This is a genomic window from Arthrobacter silviterrae (assembly GCF_011045165.1).
Taxonomy (GTDB): domain Bacteria; phylum Actinomycetota; class Actinomycetes; order Actinomycetales; family Micrococcaceae; genus Specibacter; species Specibacter silviterrae.
In genome coordinates this window covers 36,739-52,648 of the sequence record NZ_JAAKZI010000020.1, presented here as the reverse complement: position 1 = coordinate 52,648, position 15,910 = coordinate 36,739, and the positions used below count along the sequence as shown (strand labels likewise).

16 protein-coding genes are annotated in these 15,910 nt (G+C 66.5%); 6 read left to right on the top strand and 10 right to left on the bottom strand.

Features of this window, described 5'->3' with window-relative positions; translation table 11 throughout:
- Positions 1-44 precede the first annotated feature (44 nt).
- The 3 genes from G6N77_RS12145 to G6N77_RS12135 are packed head-to-tail and all read left to right on the top strand — an operon-like array spanning position 45 to position 1,976.
- Positions 45-698, top strand: coding sequence for a histidine phosphatase family protein (locus G6N77_RS12145; protein WP_165182430.1), 654 nt, complete (start codon positions 45-47; stop codon positions 696-698).
- Between the two features lie 37 nt (positions 699-735).
- Positions 736-1,494 (top strand): SDR family oxidoreductase, encoded by a 759-nt coding sequence (locus tag G6N77_RS12140; protein ID WP_165182429.1) that lies wholly within the window; start codon positions 736-738, stop codon positions 1,492-1,494.
- On the top strand, positions 1,491-1,976 hold the full coding sequence (locus tag G6N77_RS12135) for a MaoC family dehydratase (protein WP_165182428.1): 486 nt from the start codon (positions 1,491-1,493) through the stop codon (positions 1,974-1,976). The genes G6N77_RS12140 and G6N77_RS12135 overlap by 4 nt, the downstream gene beginning before the upstream one ends.
- Before the next feature lie 36 nt (positions 1,977-2,012).
- Here the strand turns inward: G6N77_RS12135 and G6N77_RS12130 are convergent, their stop codons facing one another.
- The 3 genes from G6N77_RS12130 to G6N77_RS12120 are packed head-to-tail and all read right to left on the bottom strand — an operon-like array spanning position 2,013 to position 3,692.
- Positions 2,013-2,612 (bottom strand): NIPSNAP family protein, encoded by a 600-nt coding sequence (locus tag G6N77_RS12130; RefSeq protein WP_165182427.1) that lies wholly within the window; start codon positions 2,610-2,612, stop codon positions 2,013-2,015.
- 37 nt (positions 2,613-2,649) lie between these two features.
- Positions 2,650-3,162, bottom strand: a complete 513-nt coding sequence (locus G6N77_RS12125; RefSeq protein WP_205678247.1) for a GlcG/HbpS family heme-binding protein — start codon at positions 3,160-3,162, stop codon at positions 2,650-2,652.
- Complete coding sequence (locus tag G6N77_RS12120; RefSeq protein WP_165182426.1) at positions 3,159-3,692, bottom strand: amidase family protein; 534 nt, start codon at positions 3,690-3,692, stop codon at positions 3,159-3,161. Before G6N77_RS12120 ends, G6N77_RS12125 begins: the two co-directional genes overlap by 4 nt.
- 60 nt (positions 3,693-3,752) lie before the next feature.
- On the opposite strand from G6N77_RS12120, the gene G6N77_RS12115 reads away from it, so the two are divergent.
- The 3 genes from G6N77_RS12115 (at position 3,753) to G6N77_RS12105 (ending at position 7,725) form a co-directional block, all read left to right on the top strand.
- Entirely contained in the window at positions 3,753-4,109 is a 357-nt protein-coding gene (locus G6N77_RS12115) for a hypothetical protein (protein ID WP_262454452.1), read from the top strand.
- 216 nt (positions 4,110-4,325) lie between these two features.
- On the top strand, positions 4,326-6,047 hold the full coding sequence (locus G6N77_RS12110; protein ID WP_165182425.1) for a phospholipase C: 1,722 nt from the start codon (positions 4,326-4,328) through the stop codon (positions 6,045-6,047).
- Positions 6,048-6,153: 106 nt separating this feature from the next.
- Positions 6,154-7,725 carry a CehA/McbA family metallohydrolase gene (locus G6N77_RS12105; RefSeq protein WP_205678246.1) on the top strand — a complete coding sequence of 524 codons (1,572 nt, stop codon included), beginning with the start codon at positions 6,154-6,156 and terminating at the stop codon, positions 7,723-7,725.
- Here the strand turns inward: G6N77_RS12105 and G6N77_RS12100 are convergent.
- The 7 genes from G6N77_RS12100 to G6N77_RS12070 form a co-directional block, all read right to left on the bottom strand.
- A complete protein-coding gene (locus G6N77_RS12100; protein ID WP_165182424.1) occupies positions 7,694-8,809 on the bottom strand; it encodes a hypothetical protein in 1,116 nt (371 codons plus the stop codon). The two genes, G6N77_RS12105 and G6N77_RS12100, sit on opposite strands and share 32 nt — an antisense overlap.
- A gap of 79 nt (positions 8,810-8,888) precedes the next feature.
- On the bottom strand, positions 8,889-10,493 hold the full coding sequence (locus G6N77_RS12095; RefSeq protein ID WP_240902072.1) for an amidohydrolase: 1,605 nt from the start codon (positions 10,491-10,493) through the stop codon (positions 8,889-8,891).
- A 5-nt stretch (positions 10,494-10,498) separates the two neighbouring features.
- Positions 10,499-11,710: a thiolase family protein gene (locus G6N77_RS12090; protein ID WP_165182422.1), complete on the bottom strand. Its 1,212-nt coding sequence runs from the start codon at positions 11,708-11,710 to the stop codon at positions 10,499-10,501.
- 57 nt (positions 11,711-11,767) lie between these two features.
- On the bottom strand, positions 11,768-12,646 hold the full coding sequence (locus G6N77_RS12085) for a 3-hydroxyacyl-CoA dehydrogenase family protein (RefSeq protein WP_165182421.1): 879 nt from the start codon (positions 12,644-12,646) through the stop codon (positions 11,768-11,770).
- 37 nt (positions 12,647-12,683) lie between these two features.
- Positions 12,684-13,460 (bottom strand): enoyl-CoA hydratase/isomerase family protein, encoded by a 777-nt coding sequence (locus G6N77_RS12080; protein WP_165182420.1) that lies wholly within the window; start codon positions 13,458-13,460, stop codon positions 12,684-12,686.
- Between the two features lie 21 nt (positions 13,461-13,481).
- Positions 13,482-14,666, bottom strand: a complete 1,185-nt coding sequence (locus G6N77_RS12075; protein ID WP_165182419.1) for an acyl-CoA dehydrogenase family protein — start codon at positions 14,664-14,666, stop codon at positions 13,482-13,484.
- 42 nt (positions 14,667-14,708) lie between these two features.
- On the bottom strand, positions 14,709-15,890 hold the full coding sequence (locus G6N77_RS12070) for a CaiB/BaiF CoA transferase family protein (RefSeq protein WP_165182418.1): 1,182 nt from the start codon (positions 15,888-15,890) through the stop codon (positions 14,709-14,711).
- Positions 15,891-15,910 lie beyond the last annotated feature (20 nt).

Sequence of the window (15,910 nt, the reverse complement as noted above, 5' to 3'; positions counted from 1 at the left end):
CGAGAGGGTATCTCCGGGACCCGCTGTTGGTTAGGGTCATGCATGTGAGCGTTCTCTACTTGGTCCGGCACGGACAGGCTTCCTTCGGCACCGAAGACTATGACCGCCTGTCGCCGCGCGGCAGGGAACAGAGCCAGGCCCTCGGAAGCGCTCTCATGCAGGCAGGCGCCTCCCCGGTGCGCATTGTCACCGGCGCCATGCTGCGGCAGCGCCAAACGGCACAAGGGATCCTCGAAGCAGCCGGCTGGACCACCCCGGCCTGCGTTGACCCGCGCTGGGACGAATTCAACGCCACCGAGCTGATCGGTGCCTGCCCCGCGGACGATCCGCAGGCCCGGACTGACTCGCGCGCCTTCCAACGGCTGCTCGAGAAGGCTTCCGCCCGCTGGGCCTCCGGTGAGCACGACGGCGACTACCGTGAGACGTACTCCGCCTTCACCAGCCGCGTCGACGCGGCACTCATCAGCGCACTTGACGGGCTCGCATCGGGGCAGAGCGCGCTGGTTGTCTCCAGCTCCGGCGCCATCGCCTGGGCAGCCGCCCGGCTCCTCGACGGCGGATTCCCGCAATGGCTGGCGCTCAACCGGGTCACGGTCAATTCCGGCGTTACCAAGATTGTCTCCGGTTCATCGGGGCAGACAATGGTGACATTCAACGACCACGCCCACCTTCCACATTCGTGGATCACCTACCGTTAAAACAGCGTCACAGCAGACAAGGGAATCGGGTTTCTACATGACTGAACAGCAGCGCACGGCCATCATCACGGGTGCAGGACGCGGGATCGGCGCCGACATTGCCCGGCGCCTGGCCTCCGACGGTTTCCAGGTTGCCGCAATCGACCTCGACCAAAAGGGACTGGACGCCCTCACCACCGAGTTGACGGCGGCCGGGCACCGGGCCATCGGGATCGTGGCAGACATCTCCGACGAAGCCGCCGTGGACGCCGCCGTCGCCCGGACCGCCAGCGAGCTGGGTGCGCCGGTGGTGGTGGTCAACAACGCCGGCATCATCCGCGACAACCTGCTCTTCAAGATGTCCGTCACCGACTGGGACCTGGTCATGAACGTGCACCTGCGCGGCTCCTTCCTGGTTTCCCGCGCGGCCCAAAAGCACATGGTCGAGGCAAAATGGGGCCGCATCATCAACCTCTCAAGCACCTCGGCGCTGGGCAACCGCGGCCAGGCCAACTACTCCGCGGCGAAGGCAGGCCTCCAGGGGTTCACCAAGACCCTGGCCCTGGAACTTGGGCCCTTCGGTGTGACTGCCAACGCGATCGCCCCGGGCTTCATCGAAACCGAGATGACGGCCTCCACGGCGCAGCGGATGGGAATCACCTTCGAGGAATTCACGGCCAAGGCCGCCGCAGCCATCCCGGTGCGCCGCACTGGCAAGCCCGCGGACATTGCCAACGCCGTGTCCTTCTTCGCGTCCGAGAATGCCGGTTTTGTCTCCGGCCAAGTGCTGTATGTGGCTGGCGGGCCCAAGGCATGAGGACCTTCAACGGCATAGACGACTTCGCCAGGCACGTGGGTGAGGAAATTGGCGTCACGGAATGGCGCACCATCACCCAGGCGGACATCAATGCCTTCGCTGACGTAACCAACGACCACCAGTGGATCCATGTCGACACGGAAAGGGCGGCAGCGGGGCCGTTCGGCACCACGCTGGTGCACGGCTACCTGACCCTTTCCCTGGTGTCCGGGTTCATGTTCGACACCTACCGGGTGGACGGGTTGTCCATGGGCGTGAACTACGGCTCCAACAAGGTCCGCTACCCGGCTCCGGTCCTGGCCGGTTCGCGGGTGCGCGGCCGGATCAAACTGGTGGACCTTGACCGCCAGGAAAACTGGGCACAGTCAACCGTCCAGGTCACCGTCGAACAGGAATTCAACGGGGAGGCGAAGAAGCCCGGCTGTGTTGCCGAGGTGGTCTCCCGGTTGTATGAGGCCCCGGGCACGCCGCCGTCGTCCTGAGCTGTGGGGCCTTGCCCCGTAGCCCGGCGCGGCGTGCTATTGCAGGGGTGAGAAGGCCGCAGGGGCCAGCTGCTTGGTCACGGTGGACGTCGGCGCCGGACCATCATGGGCGCCGGTGGGGTTGGACCCTTCCATGGGGCCCGCGCCAGCTTGCGGACGTGCCCATATTTGGACAATCCCGTTGCTCTGGCCGAACTCCAGGCGGCCGGCAACCACCAGGGGCTCCGTCAGGCTGCGCTCCTGGATCGCACGGGACCAGGCCTCCCCTGCGGCACGCAGCTCGCAGACCTTGAAGTAGTCGTACCTGATCTCATAGAACGGCCCTGGGCTGCCAGGCTGCGGACCCTGGACAAAATCGAACGGAAGGACCAGTTCAACCATCATCCGGTTGACGAAGCTGCCGGTGGCCGGCGGCCAGTTGGGGTGCTGGGCCGCGAGGGCCCGAAGGCGGGTGCGTTCCGCCAGGTCTCGGTACGGCCACACGTGAACCACTTCGCTGCACGGCCCGTCCGTGGTGTGCCAAAATCCGGCCAGGGGCGAGAAGGCATCCCTGTCGGGGTAGGCCTGCCCGAACCGCCGCTCAAACTCAGGGACATTTTCCGGCTCCACCTGGTAGGAGCGGAATTCGTAAATCATGGGCTAATCCTTCTTCTGGATGGCTGGACCGGGTGCTTCACCCCAGCACGGCAGTTGACCCGGCAACGGCACATTCCTCGTCCTGCTCGCCGGTGCCGCCGCCCACGCCGCATGCCCCTGCCAGTGCGCCATCGATGAAGATTGGCACCGCTCCCTTGGCATAAAACATGTGCCCGCCCTCGGCCTGGGCGATGCCCCTCATGATGGGCGCCGCCGCCCGCTCAGCCAACAGACCGCTGGGCCTGGCGAACCCGGCGGAGGCGACTGCCTTGCCCTGTGAGCCGTAGCCGGCGCCCCAATGGCTGCCGTCCATCCGGGCGAAGGCCACCAGCCTGCCCCCTGGGTCACATACGGAGACGCTGATGTTGATGCCCAGGACGTGCGCCTTCCCAATGGCGGCTGCAATGGCCTGGTTGGCCTGGTTGGCCTGGGCGAGGGTGACTGACATGGACTGCCTTTCGCTGGGAGTGAAGAATTTGGGGCCGGCGGACTGCCACGCCGGTGGCTGCGGCAGGTCCGGGGAGTTGACGCTGTACAGGGTGGCAGTCATGGGGACTGCAGGGTGAGAACATTGGCCGGCGCTTCGGCGTAGCCGTGGTCCCGTGGCATGCGATCGGCCATGGCGAGGGCGTACGGCGCCCCGTCGAGCAATTGGGCAAGCATCCGCCTGTCCAAGTCCAGGCCCGCCCGTCCGGCCGCCGCCAGGCATTCGGCACGCAGGGCCGTCACCGCCTCCCCGTGCGGTTCCGTGAGGGTTTCCGGTTCTTCGACGGGTGGGGCCGATGCATGGGGAACCAGTGCGGGGTGCCGCAGGTGCCACTCCGTGGCCCTTTGGTATGCGTGGCCGATCCGCAAAATCACGGCTTCCCCAAACGGCCGCCCCAGCAGCTGCATGCCCAGCGGCAATCCGGACGGGCCAAAGCCGCTGGGCAGGGCCAGCACAGGCTGGCCCGTGACGTTCGCCGCCGTGAAGTGGTTGGCCCGCCGCCAGAATGCGCGGGAGTCGTGTGCGCGGAATGTCGGGGCCTCTCCCGAACAAATGGTGACAAAGGCATCGTAGCGCTGGTACAGGGGCTCCATCTCGGCGATGGCCCGCCCGGACGCGTTTGGACCCTAACTTGTTGGAGGGGCACACGCCCCGTGGGAGCAGCCCTGCGGCCCGACGGCGTTTCGGGCACGGGAGGCTGGGAACACGTCGCCGCAACAGTGGAGGAATCGATGTTCGCAAGAGTCAGCACCTACCGTCCAGGCCCCGGAAGCACCGGAGCACCGTCAGCTGCCACCGTCAGCCAGGTGCTTGGCCTGGCCGGCTGCAAGGGGATTTACTACCTGCTGGGCAAGGACGGCAAGTCCCTGTCCGTGACCCTCTGGGATGACGAGGCCGCACTCGCCGGCAGCGAGCAGGCCGTGGAGAAGATTCGCACGGAGACCACGGCGGGGCAGCACATGGAGGTCCTGGGGGTCGAAGAGTTCGAAGTCCTGACCAAGGAACCCTAGCCACGGCGGACTTCGGCGGCCCGGGGCAGGCTGCGTGCCGCCCTGCGCGGCCGAACCGCAGTGAAGGTTCCGCTCCCTGAAACCCCGGGTTCACCCCGAATTCATGGTGGGGACCTAGTGTTGCCGTGCACGGGATATTGGAGTGTTTTGGGCTCCCGTGCAGTCAAAGGCCGGCATTCCTTACCGGCACCAGATCGGCAACGATTGGACCATTCCATGCCTGAATTCAAACAACCTTCCAGCCGCAAACGGGCGGCCGCGGCGTCAACGGCCGCCGTGGCCGGGGTTTCCCTGCTGGCAGCCAGCCTGCTGGGCCTAGGCGCCGCGCCGGGGACTGCCGGCGAAAGCCCGCACGGCACCGCCACGCCCATCAAGCACGTGGTGGTGATCTTCCAGGAGAACGTTTCCTTTGACCACTACTTCGCGACGTACCCGCAGGCCGCAAACACGCCGGGCGAAACACAGCAGGGCAGCGGAATCGCAGCACCGGCGTTCACGGCGGCGAAGAACACGCCGAAGGGCATCAACACGCTGGCGAATGCGGGGCTGCTGGCCCCCAACAACCCGAATTCCATCCAGCCGGCCCGGCTCTCCCCCATGCAGGCCGTCACCTGCGACCAGGACCACGGCTACACCTCGGAACAGAAGGCGTACAACGCCGGGCTGATGGACAAGTTCGTCCAATTCACCAGCCGCGACAGCTGCGGGGCGAACCAGTTCGGCCGCCCCGGCCTGACCATGGACTATTACGACGGCAACACCGTCACCGGCATCTGGAACTACGCCCAGAACTACGCCATGAGCGACAACCACTTCAGCACCACCCTTGGCCCCTCCACACCGGGTGCATTGAACCTGGTCGCGGGCCAGACCCACGGCGTCAAGGAGTTCTCCGCCGCCGGCGCCCCCGTGGCCACCCCGGCGGCAGGAAGCTACACGGTCCGCCAGCCCGACGCGAACGGGATCGGAACGGTCACCAACGACCCGGATCCCGTCTACGACGACTGCTCCAACAACAGCCACGCCAGTGCCAACAACCTGGCCGCCATGACCGGGAAAAACGTTGGCGACCTCCTCAACGCCAAGGGCGTCTCGTGGGGCTGGTTCCAGGGCGGGTTTGCCCCAACCACCCCCTCAACCGCGGGCAGCCCGGCGTCGTGCCTGTCCTCCCACGGCAACGCAGCCGGCGCTAAAGTGACCGACTACTCCCCTCACCACGAGCCCTTCCAGTACTACGCCTCCACCGCCAACCCGCACCACCTGGCACCTGCCTCGCCGGCGGAGATCGGGCACAACGGCCAGGCAAACCACCAGTACGACCTCACCGCCTTCAACCATGTGGTCAACACGGACAACATGCCCGCCGTGTCCTTCCTGAAGGCCGGGATGTCCCAGGACGGGCACGCCGCGTACTCGGACCCGCTCGATGAGCAGAACTTCATCACCGCCACCGTGAACAATATCCAAAAGTCGAAGAACTGGGACAGCACGGCCGTGGTCATTGCCTATGACGACTCGGACGGCTGGTACGACCACGTCGCCGCGACCGTGAAGAATTCCTCCAACACCGCCGACGACGCCGCCTGGTGCCAAAACGCAGCAGCCGCCGGCGTCCCGATGGGCGGAGGCTATGCCGACCGCTGCGGCCCGGGCCCGCGCCAGCCCCTGCTGGTGATCTCCCCCTATGCGAAGAAGAACTTCGTGGACCACACAGAGAGCAACCAGTCCTCGATCCTGCGCTTCATCGAGGACAACTGGCACACCGGGCAGATCGGCGACGCGTCAGCCGACGCCACCGCAGGCTCCCTGGCCAACATGTTCAACTTCCACCACCAGCGCAGCGACTTGGTCCTGCTCAACGAACAGAACGGCACCGTCGCGGCCATCACGCACACCGGCAATGGCCGGGGCAACGGGCGTCCCGACTCCGGCAGCTGAGCCCGGCACCCGCTTTGTCAACGCCTCCCGGCCGCGCGGCCGGGGGGCGTTGATTTCATTTCCGGTTTTGGCGGATTTCAAGTTCCCTTAACCCCCGCCCACTACCGTGAAGCCCCTGAATTCACCATGCAAGGCCCACGAGGCCGACAATGTCATCCACTCAACTTCCCGCCGCGGTTTCCTGGCCGCAGCCCTGACAGGCGCCGCCCTGACGCTGGCTCCGGTACAGTTCGCTGCCGCCGACTCCGGAACCAGCAAAAACAAGACGATCACGGGGCACTTGGACACCGGCGCCGCCGACTTCGTCTACCTTCCCTTCGACGTGCCCGCCGGTGTCAACAAGATCAGTGTGCAGTACACGTACAGCAGGCCCCACGTTGCCTCGGGCCTGCTGAACAACGCCTGCGACATCGGCATCTTCGACGAAAACGGCACAAAACTTGCCGGCAAGGGCTTCCGGGGCTGGTCCGGGGGATTCCGCAGTGAATTCTTCATCAGCGCCGCCGAAGCGACGCCGGGCTACCTCCCCGGCCCGGTCGGCAGGGGCACCTGGAACATCGTGCTGGGCCCCTACCAGGTCGCCGCGGAGGGCATGGACTACACCGTCAACATCACCCTGGACTACGGGCCCGACGGCGCTCCCCACCGCCCGCTGTACCCCGCCCAGGCGATTACCGGGCGCGGAGCCGGCTGGTACCGCGGCGACGCCCACCTCCACACGGTCTATTCCGACGGCAAGCGCACCCCCGATGAAGTGGCGGCGGGGGCCCGGGCCGCCCGCCTGGACTTCATGGTCAGCACCGACCACAACACGCCCGCCTCGCATGGGGCGTGGGGACCGCTTGCCGGGGATGACCTGCTCATCCTCACGGGCGAGGAAGTCACCACGCGCAATGGACACTACCTCGCCTTGGGGCTGGAGCCGGGCGACTGGATCGACTGGCGTTACCGGGCGCGGGACAAGGGCTTCAAACAGGAGGCGCAGCACATCCGTTCCTCGGGCGGGATCGTGGTACCGGCCCACCCCTTCTGCCCCTACGTTGCCTGCCGCTGGAAGTTCGGCTACGACGACGCCGACGCCGTCGAAGTGTGGACCGGCCCGTGGACCGCCGATGACGAATACGCCATCAACAGCTGGGATTCCATGCTGGCCCAGTCGGTGCGTTCCGGCGGCCGCTGGCTCCCGGCCATGGGCAACAGCGACGCCCACAGCGCACCCCAGGTGATCGGCTTCCCGCACAACGTTGTCCATGCCGCAGCCCTCTCCCGTGATGCCCTGTTGGAGGGCATCCGCAACGGCAGAAGCTGGATCGCCGAATCTGCCGATGTATCGGTCGATTTCACGGTGTCCTCCGGCGGACGGAGCGCCGGCATCGGGGAGCGGCTTGACGTTGCAGCGAATTCCCCCGTCACGGTGACGGCGGCGGTTTCCGGCGTGCCCAACGGCGTGGTCCGCTTCATCACCGACGAGGGCCAGACCCTCCAGCAGAACCTGCCCGCCGCCGGCCGGGGCACCATCACCTGGGTGACGACGCCGCAGCTCGCGGCGTACGTGCGCCTTGAGGTCCGGCACCCGATGGCGGACGGAACGCCCAGCAACGGGACCGCGATGGGGACCGCCCTGCAGCTCGGTCCCATGGCGGCCCTCACGAACCCGATTTTCCTCGGGGCGAAATAAGGGCACCAGCACTCCGCCGGGCGACGGCAAGCCCAGCTGCCGCGAGAAGCACCACAAATCCGGCGGCCAGCCCGGTTCGCCCAAACGTCAGCATCCACCCCAGCAGCAGCGGGCCGGCCAGGCCGCCGGCCCGCGCTGCCATGCCCATGCCGGCAAAACAGGCCCATGGGCGGGTGCTGGCCAATGCTGCCTGCCGGGTGTTGAGCGTGGAGGCCATGATGGCAGCCCCGATGAGGGGTCCGCTGAGTCCAAGCCCGACGGCGACGGCAACCGGGCTGCCCGCCACGGCGCCATACCAGAATCCTGCGCCGGCCCCAACCACTGCCGCGGCGAACTCGATGTTGGTCCGTGCCAGCGAACCACGCCCCATGAATCCGGCGGTCGCCATCGCCAACAGCTCCCGCAGGACCAGTCCCAGCCCAATGGCGCCGCCCAGACCCGGGAGCGCAACGGGCAGGGCGGAACCGGCAGCCGTAAACACGATGGGCATGGTTGCAGCGGCAACGGCCCCCTTGACCATGACGGAAGACCGCGCCATTTCGGCCACGGAAAACCGAATGGCCGCCACTGCGCCGGTGTTGGCTGGCGCCGGCGGCCGGGACGACTGCCCCGGATTTGTGCCCCGCGGCAGTGTAAACGCGGCGCCCAGGAGCAGGGCGCCGGAGATGAGGAGGCCGAATAACAGTTCCGCAGGGGCTTCCCGGCCCAAGGCCACGGTGATGGCTCCCGAAGCGATGAGGGCCCCTCCCCGCTGCACCAACACCGACATCCTTTGGCCTGCTGCCTGCGCCGGCCCCAGGAGTTCGGAGTACCGTGCCAGTGTAGGGATATAGATCAGGCTGGAACACGCGGCGAAGACCGCGGCGAACACCATGATCCACCAGCCTGTCCCCAGCAGCACGGCGGCGCTGGCCGTCAACACTATGAGGCCCCCGCTGGCAGCGACCAGCGGCTTCAATCCATACCGGGCCCCCAACTGCGCTGCGGGCGAATCGAGCAGCAGGCCAAGGCCCATGTAGATCGTTACGGCGATCGAGGCGTCTGCCAGTCCAGGCGCACTAACGGCTATTGCCGTAATAGCCATAGTGTGGAAGGCAAAGTAGACGCCGGTTATGAACGAGATTGCCCCATAGCGCCGTACCCGGCGCAGCGGCACGGCCAAGCTAAGCGCCATAAACCCATTCACCGCCCACCATGGTTGCCTTGACCACGCTGGCGGAAATATGGCCGGGGGCATCCCCGGCCAGCAGGGGGTCACGGTCGAGCAGGACGAGGTCGGCAAGCATTCCCGGCTCCAAGGTGCCGACTGCCCCTCCCATACCAACAAGGTCAGCGCTCAGGGCCGTGGCAACGTGGAACGCCTCCGCCGCCGACACCCCCTGTGCGGCCCCGAGTATTGAGCCCCCGAGGGTGGAACGGGTCACCGCGGTCTCGATCGTGGCCAAAATGTTCATGGGCGTAACGGGTGAATCCGAGTGCATGCCAACCGTGAGTCCATGGTCCAGGCATTCACGCAGCGGGTTCATGCGTTCGGCCCGGGCCGGTCCCACAAAGCGGTCCCGGTGGCGGTCCCCCCAATAGTGGACATGGTTGGTAAACAGTGAGGCGCCCAGGCCCACTTCCGCCGCCGCCTTGATGTGTTCGGGGTGGGCCATTTGGAAGTGCTCAATTCGGTGTTTGGCCCACCCCTCCCCTGCCGCCAGGCCGCGCAACTCGCGGAAGGCCTCGATGACTTCCCCTATTGCCCCATCCCCGTTGGCATGAACTGCCAGCTGGGCCCCGGCTGCCAGCAAAGATTGGGCCTTAGCCACGATTTGGGCCGAGGACAGCAGCAGGTTGCCGTGCGACTCAGGGCAGCATTCATATCCGTCAACGACGGCTGCCGAGAGTCCTTGGATGGAGCCGTCCGCCCACAGCTTCGCCCCGCGAATCTGAAGGCGGGACGCCGTCGAGTGCCGGAAAAGTTCAGGATCCCGGGCAACGATTTCAGGCACAAGGTCGCCAATCAAATATCCGAACAGGCGCACCGGCATCGCCCCGGCGTCCGCGATCTCCCTGAGCATGTCCAGCTCCCGGGCTGCGAACTGCGAGCCGATGGCCATGTCGTGAATCTGGGTGATTCCCTGGGAAACGGCCTGGTCCATCGCCTCGCGTGCCGCACGCAGACCGTCCCCGCGTTCGGGTTGGGGGCACTGCTCGCGCACTGCCCGGACAGCGCCGATCCCCCACAACAGCCCCGATGCCCGGCCGGCTTCATCCCGGACGAAGCTCCCGCCCACCGGGTCCGGGGTCCCGTCCCAGACTCCGGCCAGTTCAAGCGCCCGGGTGTTGGCGACAGCGAAGTGGCCGGAGAGGTGGGTCACCAGCACCGGGTCTCCCACCGAGACGCGGTCCAGGTCATGCCTGCTGGGGTGGCGGCCCTCAAGCAGCAGGGTGTCGTCATACCCCCATCCCCGGTACCAGCCCTGGCTGGCCCCGCAACGGACCAGGGCGGCGATCAGCGCGTCCATGGAGCCGACGGCTTCGGGCCGAAGGTTCGCCCATTGCCCGGTCATCCCGGTGAAAACGGTGTGGACGTGGCTGTCGACCAGTCCGGGGATGATCGTTCCGTTGAGTTCAAGGGACTGGTCCGCCTGCGGGTAGCGTCGGTGGGCCTCCTCGGAGGTGCCGGCGAACACGACCTTTTCGCCGTCAATGACAAGGGCCTGGACCTGCCGGTGCGGAACAAAGGAGACGTGGATGGCATCGGCGGCAAGAATGGCGACCATGTATGTCACGGCCGTTCGACGAGGAGCGAGGTGCCTTGGCCGACGCCCACGCACAGGGTGGCCAGTCCGCGCCGGACATTGTCCTGCTCCATCCGACGCAGCAGCGTGACCACCAGCCGGGAGCCGCTGGAACCGAGCGGGTGCCCCAGGGCAATTGCGCCGCCGTCGTTGTTGGTGATGCCATTGTCCAGGCAAAGGGCACGCATCACGGCCAGCGACTGGGTGGCAAAGGCCTCATTAAGTTCGACGGCGCCCAGTTCACCAATGTGCCACCCCGCACGGGCCAGGACCTTTTCCGTGGCCGGAACCGGGCCGATCCCCATGACTTCCGGCGCCACGCCCGCCGAGGCGCCGTCGACGATGCGCCCGCGCGGGGCCAGCCCGTATTTGGCCACGGCAGCCTCCGAAGCGACAACAATGGCCGAGGCACCATCGTTGAGGGTGCTTGCGTTTCCCGCCGTGACCACCGCACCGCCCTTCACCACGGGACGAAGCCCGGCCAGCACCTCCGTGGTGGTTCCCGGCCGGGGGCCCTCATCGGTGTCGACAACCGTGCTGCCCTTTCGTCCCGGAATGACGACGGGCACGATTTCTTCCCGGAACCGTCCCGCCGCGATGGCGGCCAGCGCCCGTTCGTGGGACTGGACGGCGAAGGCATCGGAGTCCTCGCGCGAGATCCCATGGACCTGGGCCACCTTTTCCGCCGTTTCCGGCATGGAGAACGTCATCTCCCCGCCCCGGGTCAGGTCCCCGGAGGTGAGGCGCGGGTTGGTGAACCGCCAGCCAATCGAGGTGTCAAAGACGGCCCCCGGCTCGGCAAACGCCTTCCCGGGCTTTTCCTGAACCCACGGTGCACGGCTCATGGATTCCACGCCGCCGGCCACCACAATGTCCGCCGCGCCCGCCTTGACCATTTGCGCGGCCAGGATGATGGCGCTCAGTCCGGAGGCGCACAGCCGGTTCACGGTCAGCCCGGGCACGTGGTCGCCAAAGCCTGCCAGCAGCCAGGCCATCCGGGCAACGTTGCGGTTTTCCTCCCCGGCGCCGTTCGCGTTGCCGAGTATCACCTCATCCACGGTGTCGGGATCGACGCCGGCCCGGCGCACCGCATCCTGGACCACCAGTGCAGCGAGGTCGTCGGAACGCACGGCGGACAGCGCGCCGCCGTAGCGCCCCACCGGGGTTCGGGTGCCGCCAACGAGGAATGCCTCGGCCATTGAAAAACTCCTTCAGTCGGATCGTGTTTGGTTCCAGGGACTTGCAAGGAGGGGCTGCTACTTGACCGCCGTTGCGGCCTCGCCGTATCGGTACCAGCCCTTTCCGGTTTTCCGGCCGTAGTCGCCGCGTTCATACATCTCGGTCAGGGCCGGGTGGGGCAGGTCCGCCGGGTCACCGGTTTCGGCGAATGTGGCATGACGGATCAGGTAACTGACGTCCAGGCCCACCAGGTCCATGAGTTCAAACGGGCCCATGGGGTGCCCCAGTGCAGTCTTCGCGGCCGTGTCGATGTCTTCAAAGGTGGCGATGCCTTCCGCGTAAAGGCGGAGTGCTTCGTCCCGGATGGCACCCATCAGGCGGTTGGCCACGAAGCCGGGGATCTCGTGGTTGATGAGCACGGGTGCCTTCCCCAGCCGCCGGGCCAGCTCCATGACGGTGTCAACGGTTTCCTGGGAGGTGCCCGGGTGGCGGACCACCTCCACGCACTTCATGACCAGGGCCGGGTTGAAGAAGTGCATATTGCAGACTTTCCCCGGACGGGAGGTGGACCCCGCCACCTTGGAGGAGCCCAGGGTGGAGGAGTTGGTGGCCAGGATCGCATGTGGCGGCGCTGCTGCATCGAGGGCAGCGAAGATGGCCCGCTTGACATCCAGCCGTTCCGTGGCCGCCTCGATGACGAGGTCGGCGCCGGCAGCCCCCTCTTCCAGCGATGTCGTGAAGGACAGCCGTGCCAGTGCCGCGTCGGCGTCGGGGCGGGACAGCCTGCCCTTTGCCACCGAGCTGTCCAGGCGGGAGGCAATCTGCTCCCTGGCCGCGGCCAGCGGTTCCGCGGCGATGTCGTGGATGGTGGTGGCGTATCCGGCCAGGGAGGCGGCCAAGCCGATTTGGGAGCCCATGGCGCCGGAGCCGACGACCAGGATGTTGTTGATGTGCATAAGTGTTGTCCTTGAAGGTTGTGCGTGGGCGTGCGGTTCAGAACCCGGTGAACGCAGCCGGGCGCTTTTCCAGAAAGGCGTTCAAGCCCTCGGACTTGTCGCTGCTGGTATACAGCAGGGACTGGGCCAGCCGTTCGAGGAGCAGGCCCGTGCGCTGGTCAGTTTCTGCCCCGTTTTTGATGACGAGCTTGGCCAGCCGGACGGCCAGGGGCCCCTTGGCCATGATCTGCCCGGCCGTCCTGCGGGCCGCGTCCATCAATTCCGGTGGAGGCACCACCTCGGTGACGAGCCCCATCCGAAGCGCCTCTTCGGAGTCGAAGATGCGTCCCGTGAGGATGAGCTCGACAGCGCGGCCCTTGCCGACCAGCCGGGACAGGCGCTGGGTGCCGCCTGCCCCGGGGATGATCCCCAAGTTCGTCTCCGGCAGGCCGAAGCGGGCCGATTCGGCAGCGATGCGGATGTCGCAGGCCATGGCCAACTCGATACCTCCGCCGAGCGCAAAGCCATTCATCGCGGCAATGGTCGGCAGTTCGTAGTCCTCGAGATAATCGAAAAAGCGCTGCATTTTTGCGCTTAGTCCGTCACCGGCCGCGTAACCGGCCAACGCGGTGATGTCTGAGCCCGCCACGAAGGCCACCTCGCCGGCACCGGTGAAGACAACGGCCCGGAGCTCGTCCTTGTCGGCAAACCCCTCCAAGGCCGCGCGGAGCTCGCGCACCACTGTGGGGTTCAGTGCGTTGCGCGCTCCGGGCCGGTTGATGGTAATGGTGCCGAGCCCGTTGTTGATGTCAGTGAGGATCGTCTCAAACGCCATGGTCGTCCCTTGCCGCCCCGGCTACCGAAAAGCCGGCTGGCCGGTGATGTGGTTGCCCAGGATCAGTGTGTGGACCTCATCGGTGCCCTCGTAGGTGCGGACGGATTCGAGGTTGTTGCCGTGGCGCAGTGGCGAGAAGTCCAAGGTGATGCCGTTGCCGCCCAGGATGGTGCGTGCTTCGCGGCAAATCTCGATGGCCTCGCGGCAGTTGTTCAGCTTGCCCACCGAGATTTGCACGGGCTGGAGGACTCCGGCATCCTTCATGCGGCCTGTGTGGATTGCCAGCAGGGTGCCCTTTTGGATCTCCAGCAGCATGTTTACCAGCTTGAGCTGGGTCAGCTGGTAGCCGGCCAGGGGCTTATCGAACTGCATGCGCTCCAGGGAGTACTTCAGGGCGGTTTCGTAGGAGTCGCGGGCCGCGCCCATGGCGCCCCAGATGATGCCGTAGCGGGCCTCGTTGAGGCAGGAGAAGGGCCCGCGCAGGCCCTTGGCGCCGGGCAGGATGGCGTCAGCCGGCAGCAGGACGTCCTCGAAGGTGATGTCGCATTGGATGGAGGCGCGCATCGAGAGCTTCGGCCCAATGGCGGTGGCCGTAAAGCCGGCGGTGTCCGTGGGCACGAGGAAGCCGCGCACACCGTCGTCCGTCATGGCCCAGATCACTGCCACCTGGGCAATGGTGGCCAGCCCAATCCACCGCTTGGCCCCGTTGAGCACCCAGCCGGTATCGCTGCGCACCGCGCGCGTTTGCATGGAGGAGGGGTCCGATCCCGCCGTCGGCTCGGTCAGCCCGAAGCACCCGATGATCTCACCCCTGGCCATGCCGGGCAGGTAGGTGTTCTTCTGCTCCTCGCTCCCCCACTTGTGGATGGCTGTCATGGCCAGCGAACCCTGCACCGAGACGAAGGTGCGCAGGCCGGAATCCCCGGCTTCCAGCTCCATCGCCGCGATGCCGTATTCAACGGAGGACCGGCCCGGGCACCCGTAGCCCTTCAAATGCATGCCCAGCAAACCCAGGCTACCCATTTCCCTGGCAATTTCCACCGGGAAATGGGCTGCCTCGTACCAATCCTTGATGTTCGGCTTGATGCGGTCGTTCACAAAACCGCGCACGGTGTCGCGGAAGGCGAGTTCTTCGGCGCTGAAGAGGGCGTCGAGGTTCAACACGTCGGAGTTGGCCAGGGCGGGGTCGATGGCAAGAGTGTTCATGGTGGGGTGTCTCTTTTCTGTGGCGAAGTCTTGAGGCGGCGCTTAGGCCGTTGGGAGCGGTGAATAATTCGGCAGCACGGTGTCGTTGTCGGCACCGAGCATCGGCGGGGCGGTGCGGACCTCCGGCCGGCGGCCGCGGAAGTTCACGGGGAAGGCAACCTGCTTGAGGTCCCCGATGACGGGGTGGTCGGCAATCTGGACCATTCCCAGGGCCTGGGTGTGGGGGTGCGCATAGACTTCGTCGAGGCTCCGGATCGGGGAGGCCGGGACGCCGCGTTCGGCGAACAGTCCGCACCACTGCGCCACAGTCTTGGCCTTCAGGGATTTTTCAAGCTCCCCGTTAAGCCGTTCACGGTTGGCCAGCCGCCCGTTGTTGGCCAGCAGCGACGCGTCCGCGCCCAGGTCCGGGCGGCCGATGGCTGCACAGAGCTTCTGCCACATGGCGTCGTTTCCGACGGCGATGACGAAGTAGCCGTCCCGGGCCTGGTACGCCTGGTACGGGACCAGGTTGGGATGGCCTGAACCCAGGGGGCCGGGGCGCACGCCGTCGGCAAAGTAGTTGGTAGCCCAGTTGACATGCAGTGCCAGCTGGCACTCGTACAGGGACGTGGTCACGTACTGTCCACGCCCGGTGCGCGAGCGCTCCACGAGGGCTGCGAGCAGGCCGATGATTCCAAACAGCGAGGCGCCCAAATCGCCCATGGCGAAGCCCGCCTTGAGTGGCGCGCCGCCCGGCTCCCCCGTGAGGGACATGAGCCCTCCCGCTGCCTGGGCGATCATGTCGTAGCCCGGCTCGTCGCGCAGTGGCCCGTGGTCCCCAAACGCCGAGATGTGAAGAATCACCAGCTTGGGGTACCGCTCGGAGAGCACTTTGTAGTCGAAGGTGCGCTGCAGGCCGGAGCCAGGGCGGAAGTTTTCCACCAGCACGTCGGCCTCTTCCAGCATGCGGTGCACGATTTCCTGGCCCTCCACGGACTTCAGGTCGATGGTGACGGATTTCTTGCCGCGGTTGATGGCCAGGTAATACGTGGCGTCGGTGCCCTCGACGGGCGGGCCCCAGGAGCGTGTGGGGTCCCCGCCGTCAGGGTGTTCCACCTTGGTGACGTCCGCGCCCAGGTCTGCAAGTGACATGGTGGCATAGGGGCCCGCGAGGATCTTGGAGAGGTCAACGACCTTGATGCCGGCCAGCGGCCCGGTGAATGTAGGGTGCTTCGTTGTTTTCATGGTGTATCAGTCTTTTCGGG

Excerpts from the sequence above, each read along its gene's own strand:
- G6N77_RS12140 (WP_165182429.1), top strand. The coding sequence starts at position 736 with ATGACTGAACAGCAGCGCACGGCCATCATCACGGGTGCAGGACGCGGG.
- G6N77_RS12135 (WP_165182428.1), top strand. The coding sequence starts at position 1,491 with ATGAGGACCTTCAACGGCATAGACGACTTCGCCAGGCACGTGGGTGAG.
- G6N77_RS12130 (WP_165182427.1), bottom strand. The coding sequence starts at position 2,612 with ATGATTTACGAATTCCGCTCCTACCAGGTGGAGCCGGAAAATGTCCCT.
- G6N77_RS12125 (WP_205678247.1), bottom strand. The coding sequence starts at position 3,162 with ATGACTGCCACCCTGTACAGCGTCAACTCCCCGGACCTGCCGCAGCCA.
- G6N77_RS12120 (WP_165182426.1), bottom strand. The coding sequence starts at position 3,692 with ATGGAGCCCCTGTACCAGCGCTACGATGCCTTTGTCACCATTTGTTCG.
- G6N77_RS12110 (WP_165182425.1), top strand. The coding sequence starts at position 4,326 with ATGCCTGAATTCAAACAACCTTCCAGCCGCAAACGGGCGGCCGCGGCG.
- G6N77_RS12100 (WP_165182424.1), bottom strand. The coding sequence starts at position 8,809 with ATGGCTATTACGGCAATAGCCGTTAGTGCGCCTGGACTGGCAGACGCC.
- G6N77_RS12095 (WP_240902072.1), bottom strand. The coding sequence starts at position 10,493 with ATGGTCGCCATTCTTGCCGCCGATGCCATCCACGTCTCCTTTGTTCCG.
- G6N77_RS12090 (WP_165182422.1), bottom strand. The coding sequence starts at position 11,710 with ATGGCCGAGGCATTCCTCGTTGGCGGCACCCGAACCCCGGTGGGGCGC.
- G6N77_RS12085 (WP_165182421.1), bottom strand. The coding sequence starts at position 12,646 with ATGCACATCAACAACATCCTGGTCGTCGGCTCCGGCGCCATGGGCTCC.
- G6N77_RS12080 (WP_165182420.1), bottom strand. The coding sequence starts at position 13,460 with ATGGCGTTTGAGACGATCCTCACTGACATCAACAACGGGCTCGGCACC.
- G6N77_RS12075 (WP_165182419.1), bottom strand. The coding sequence starts at position 14,666 with ATGAACACTCTTGCCATCGACCCCGCCCTGGCCAACTCCGACGTGTTG.
- G6N77_RS12070 (WP_165182418.1), bottom strand. The coding sequence starts at position 15,890 with ATGAAAACAACGAAGCACCCTACATTCACCGGGCCGCTGGCCGGCATC.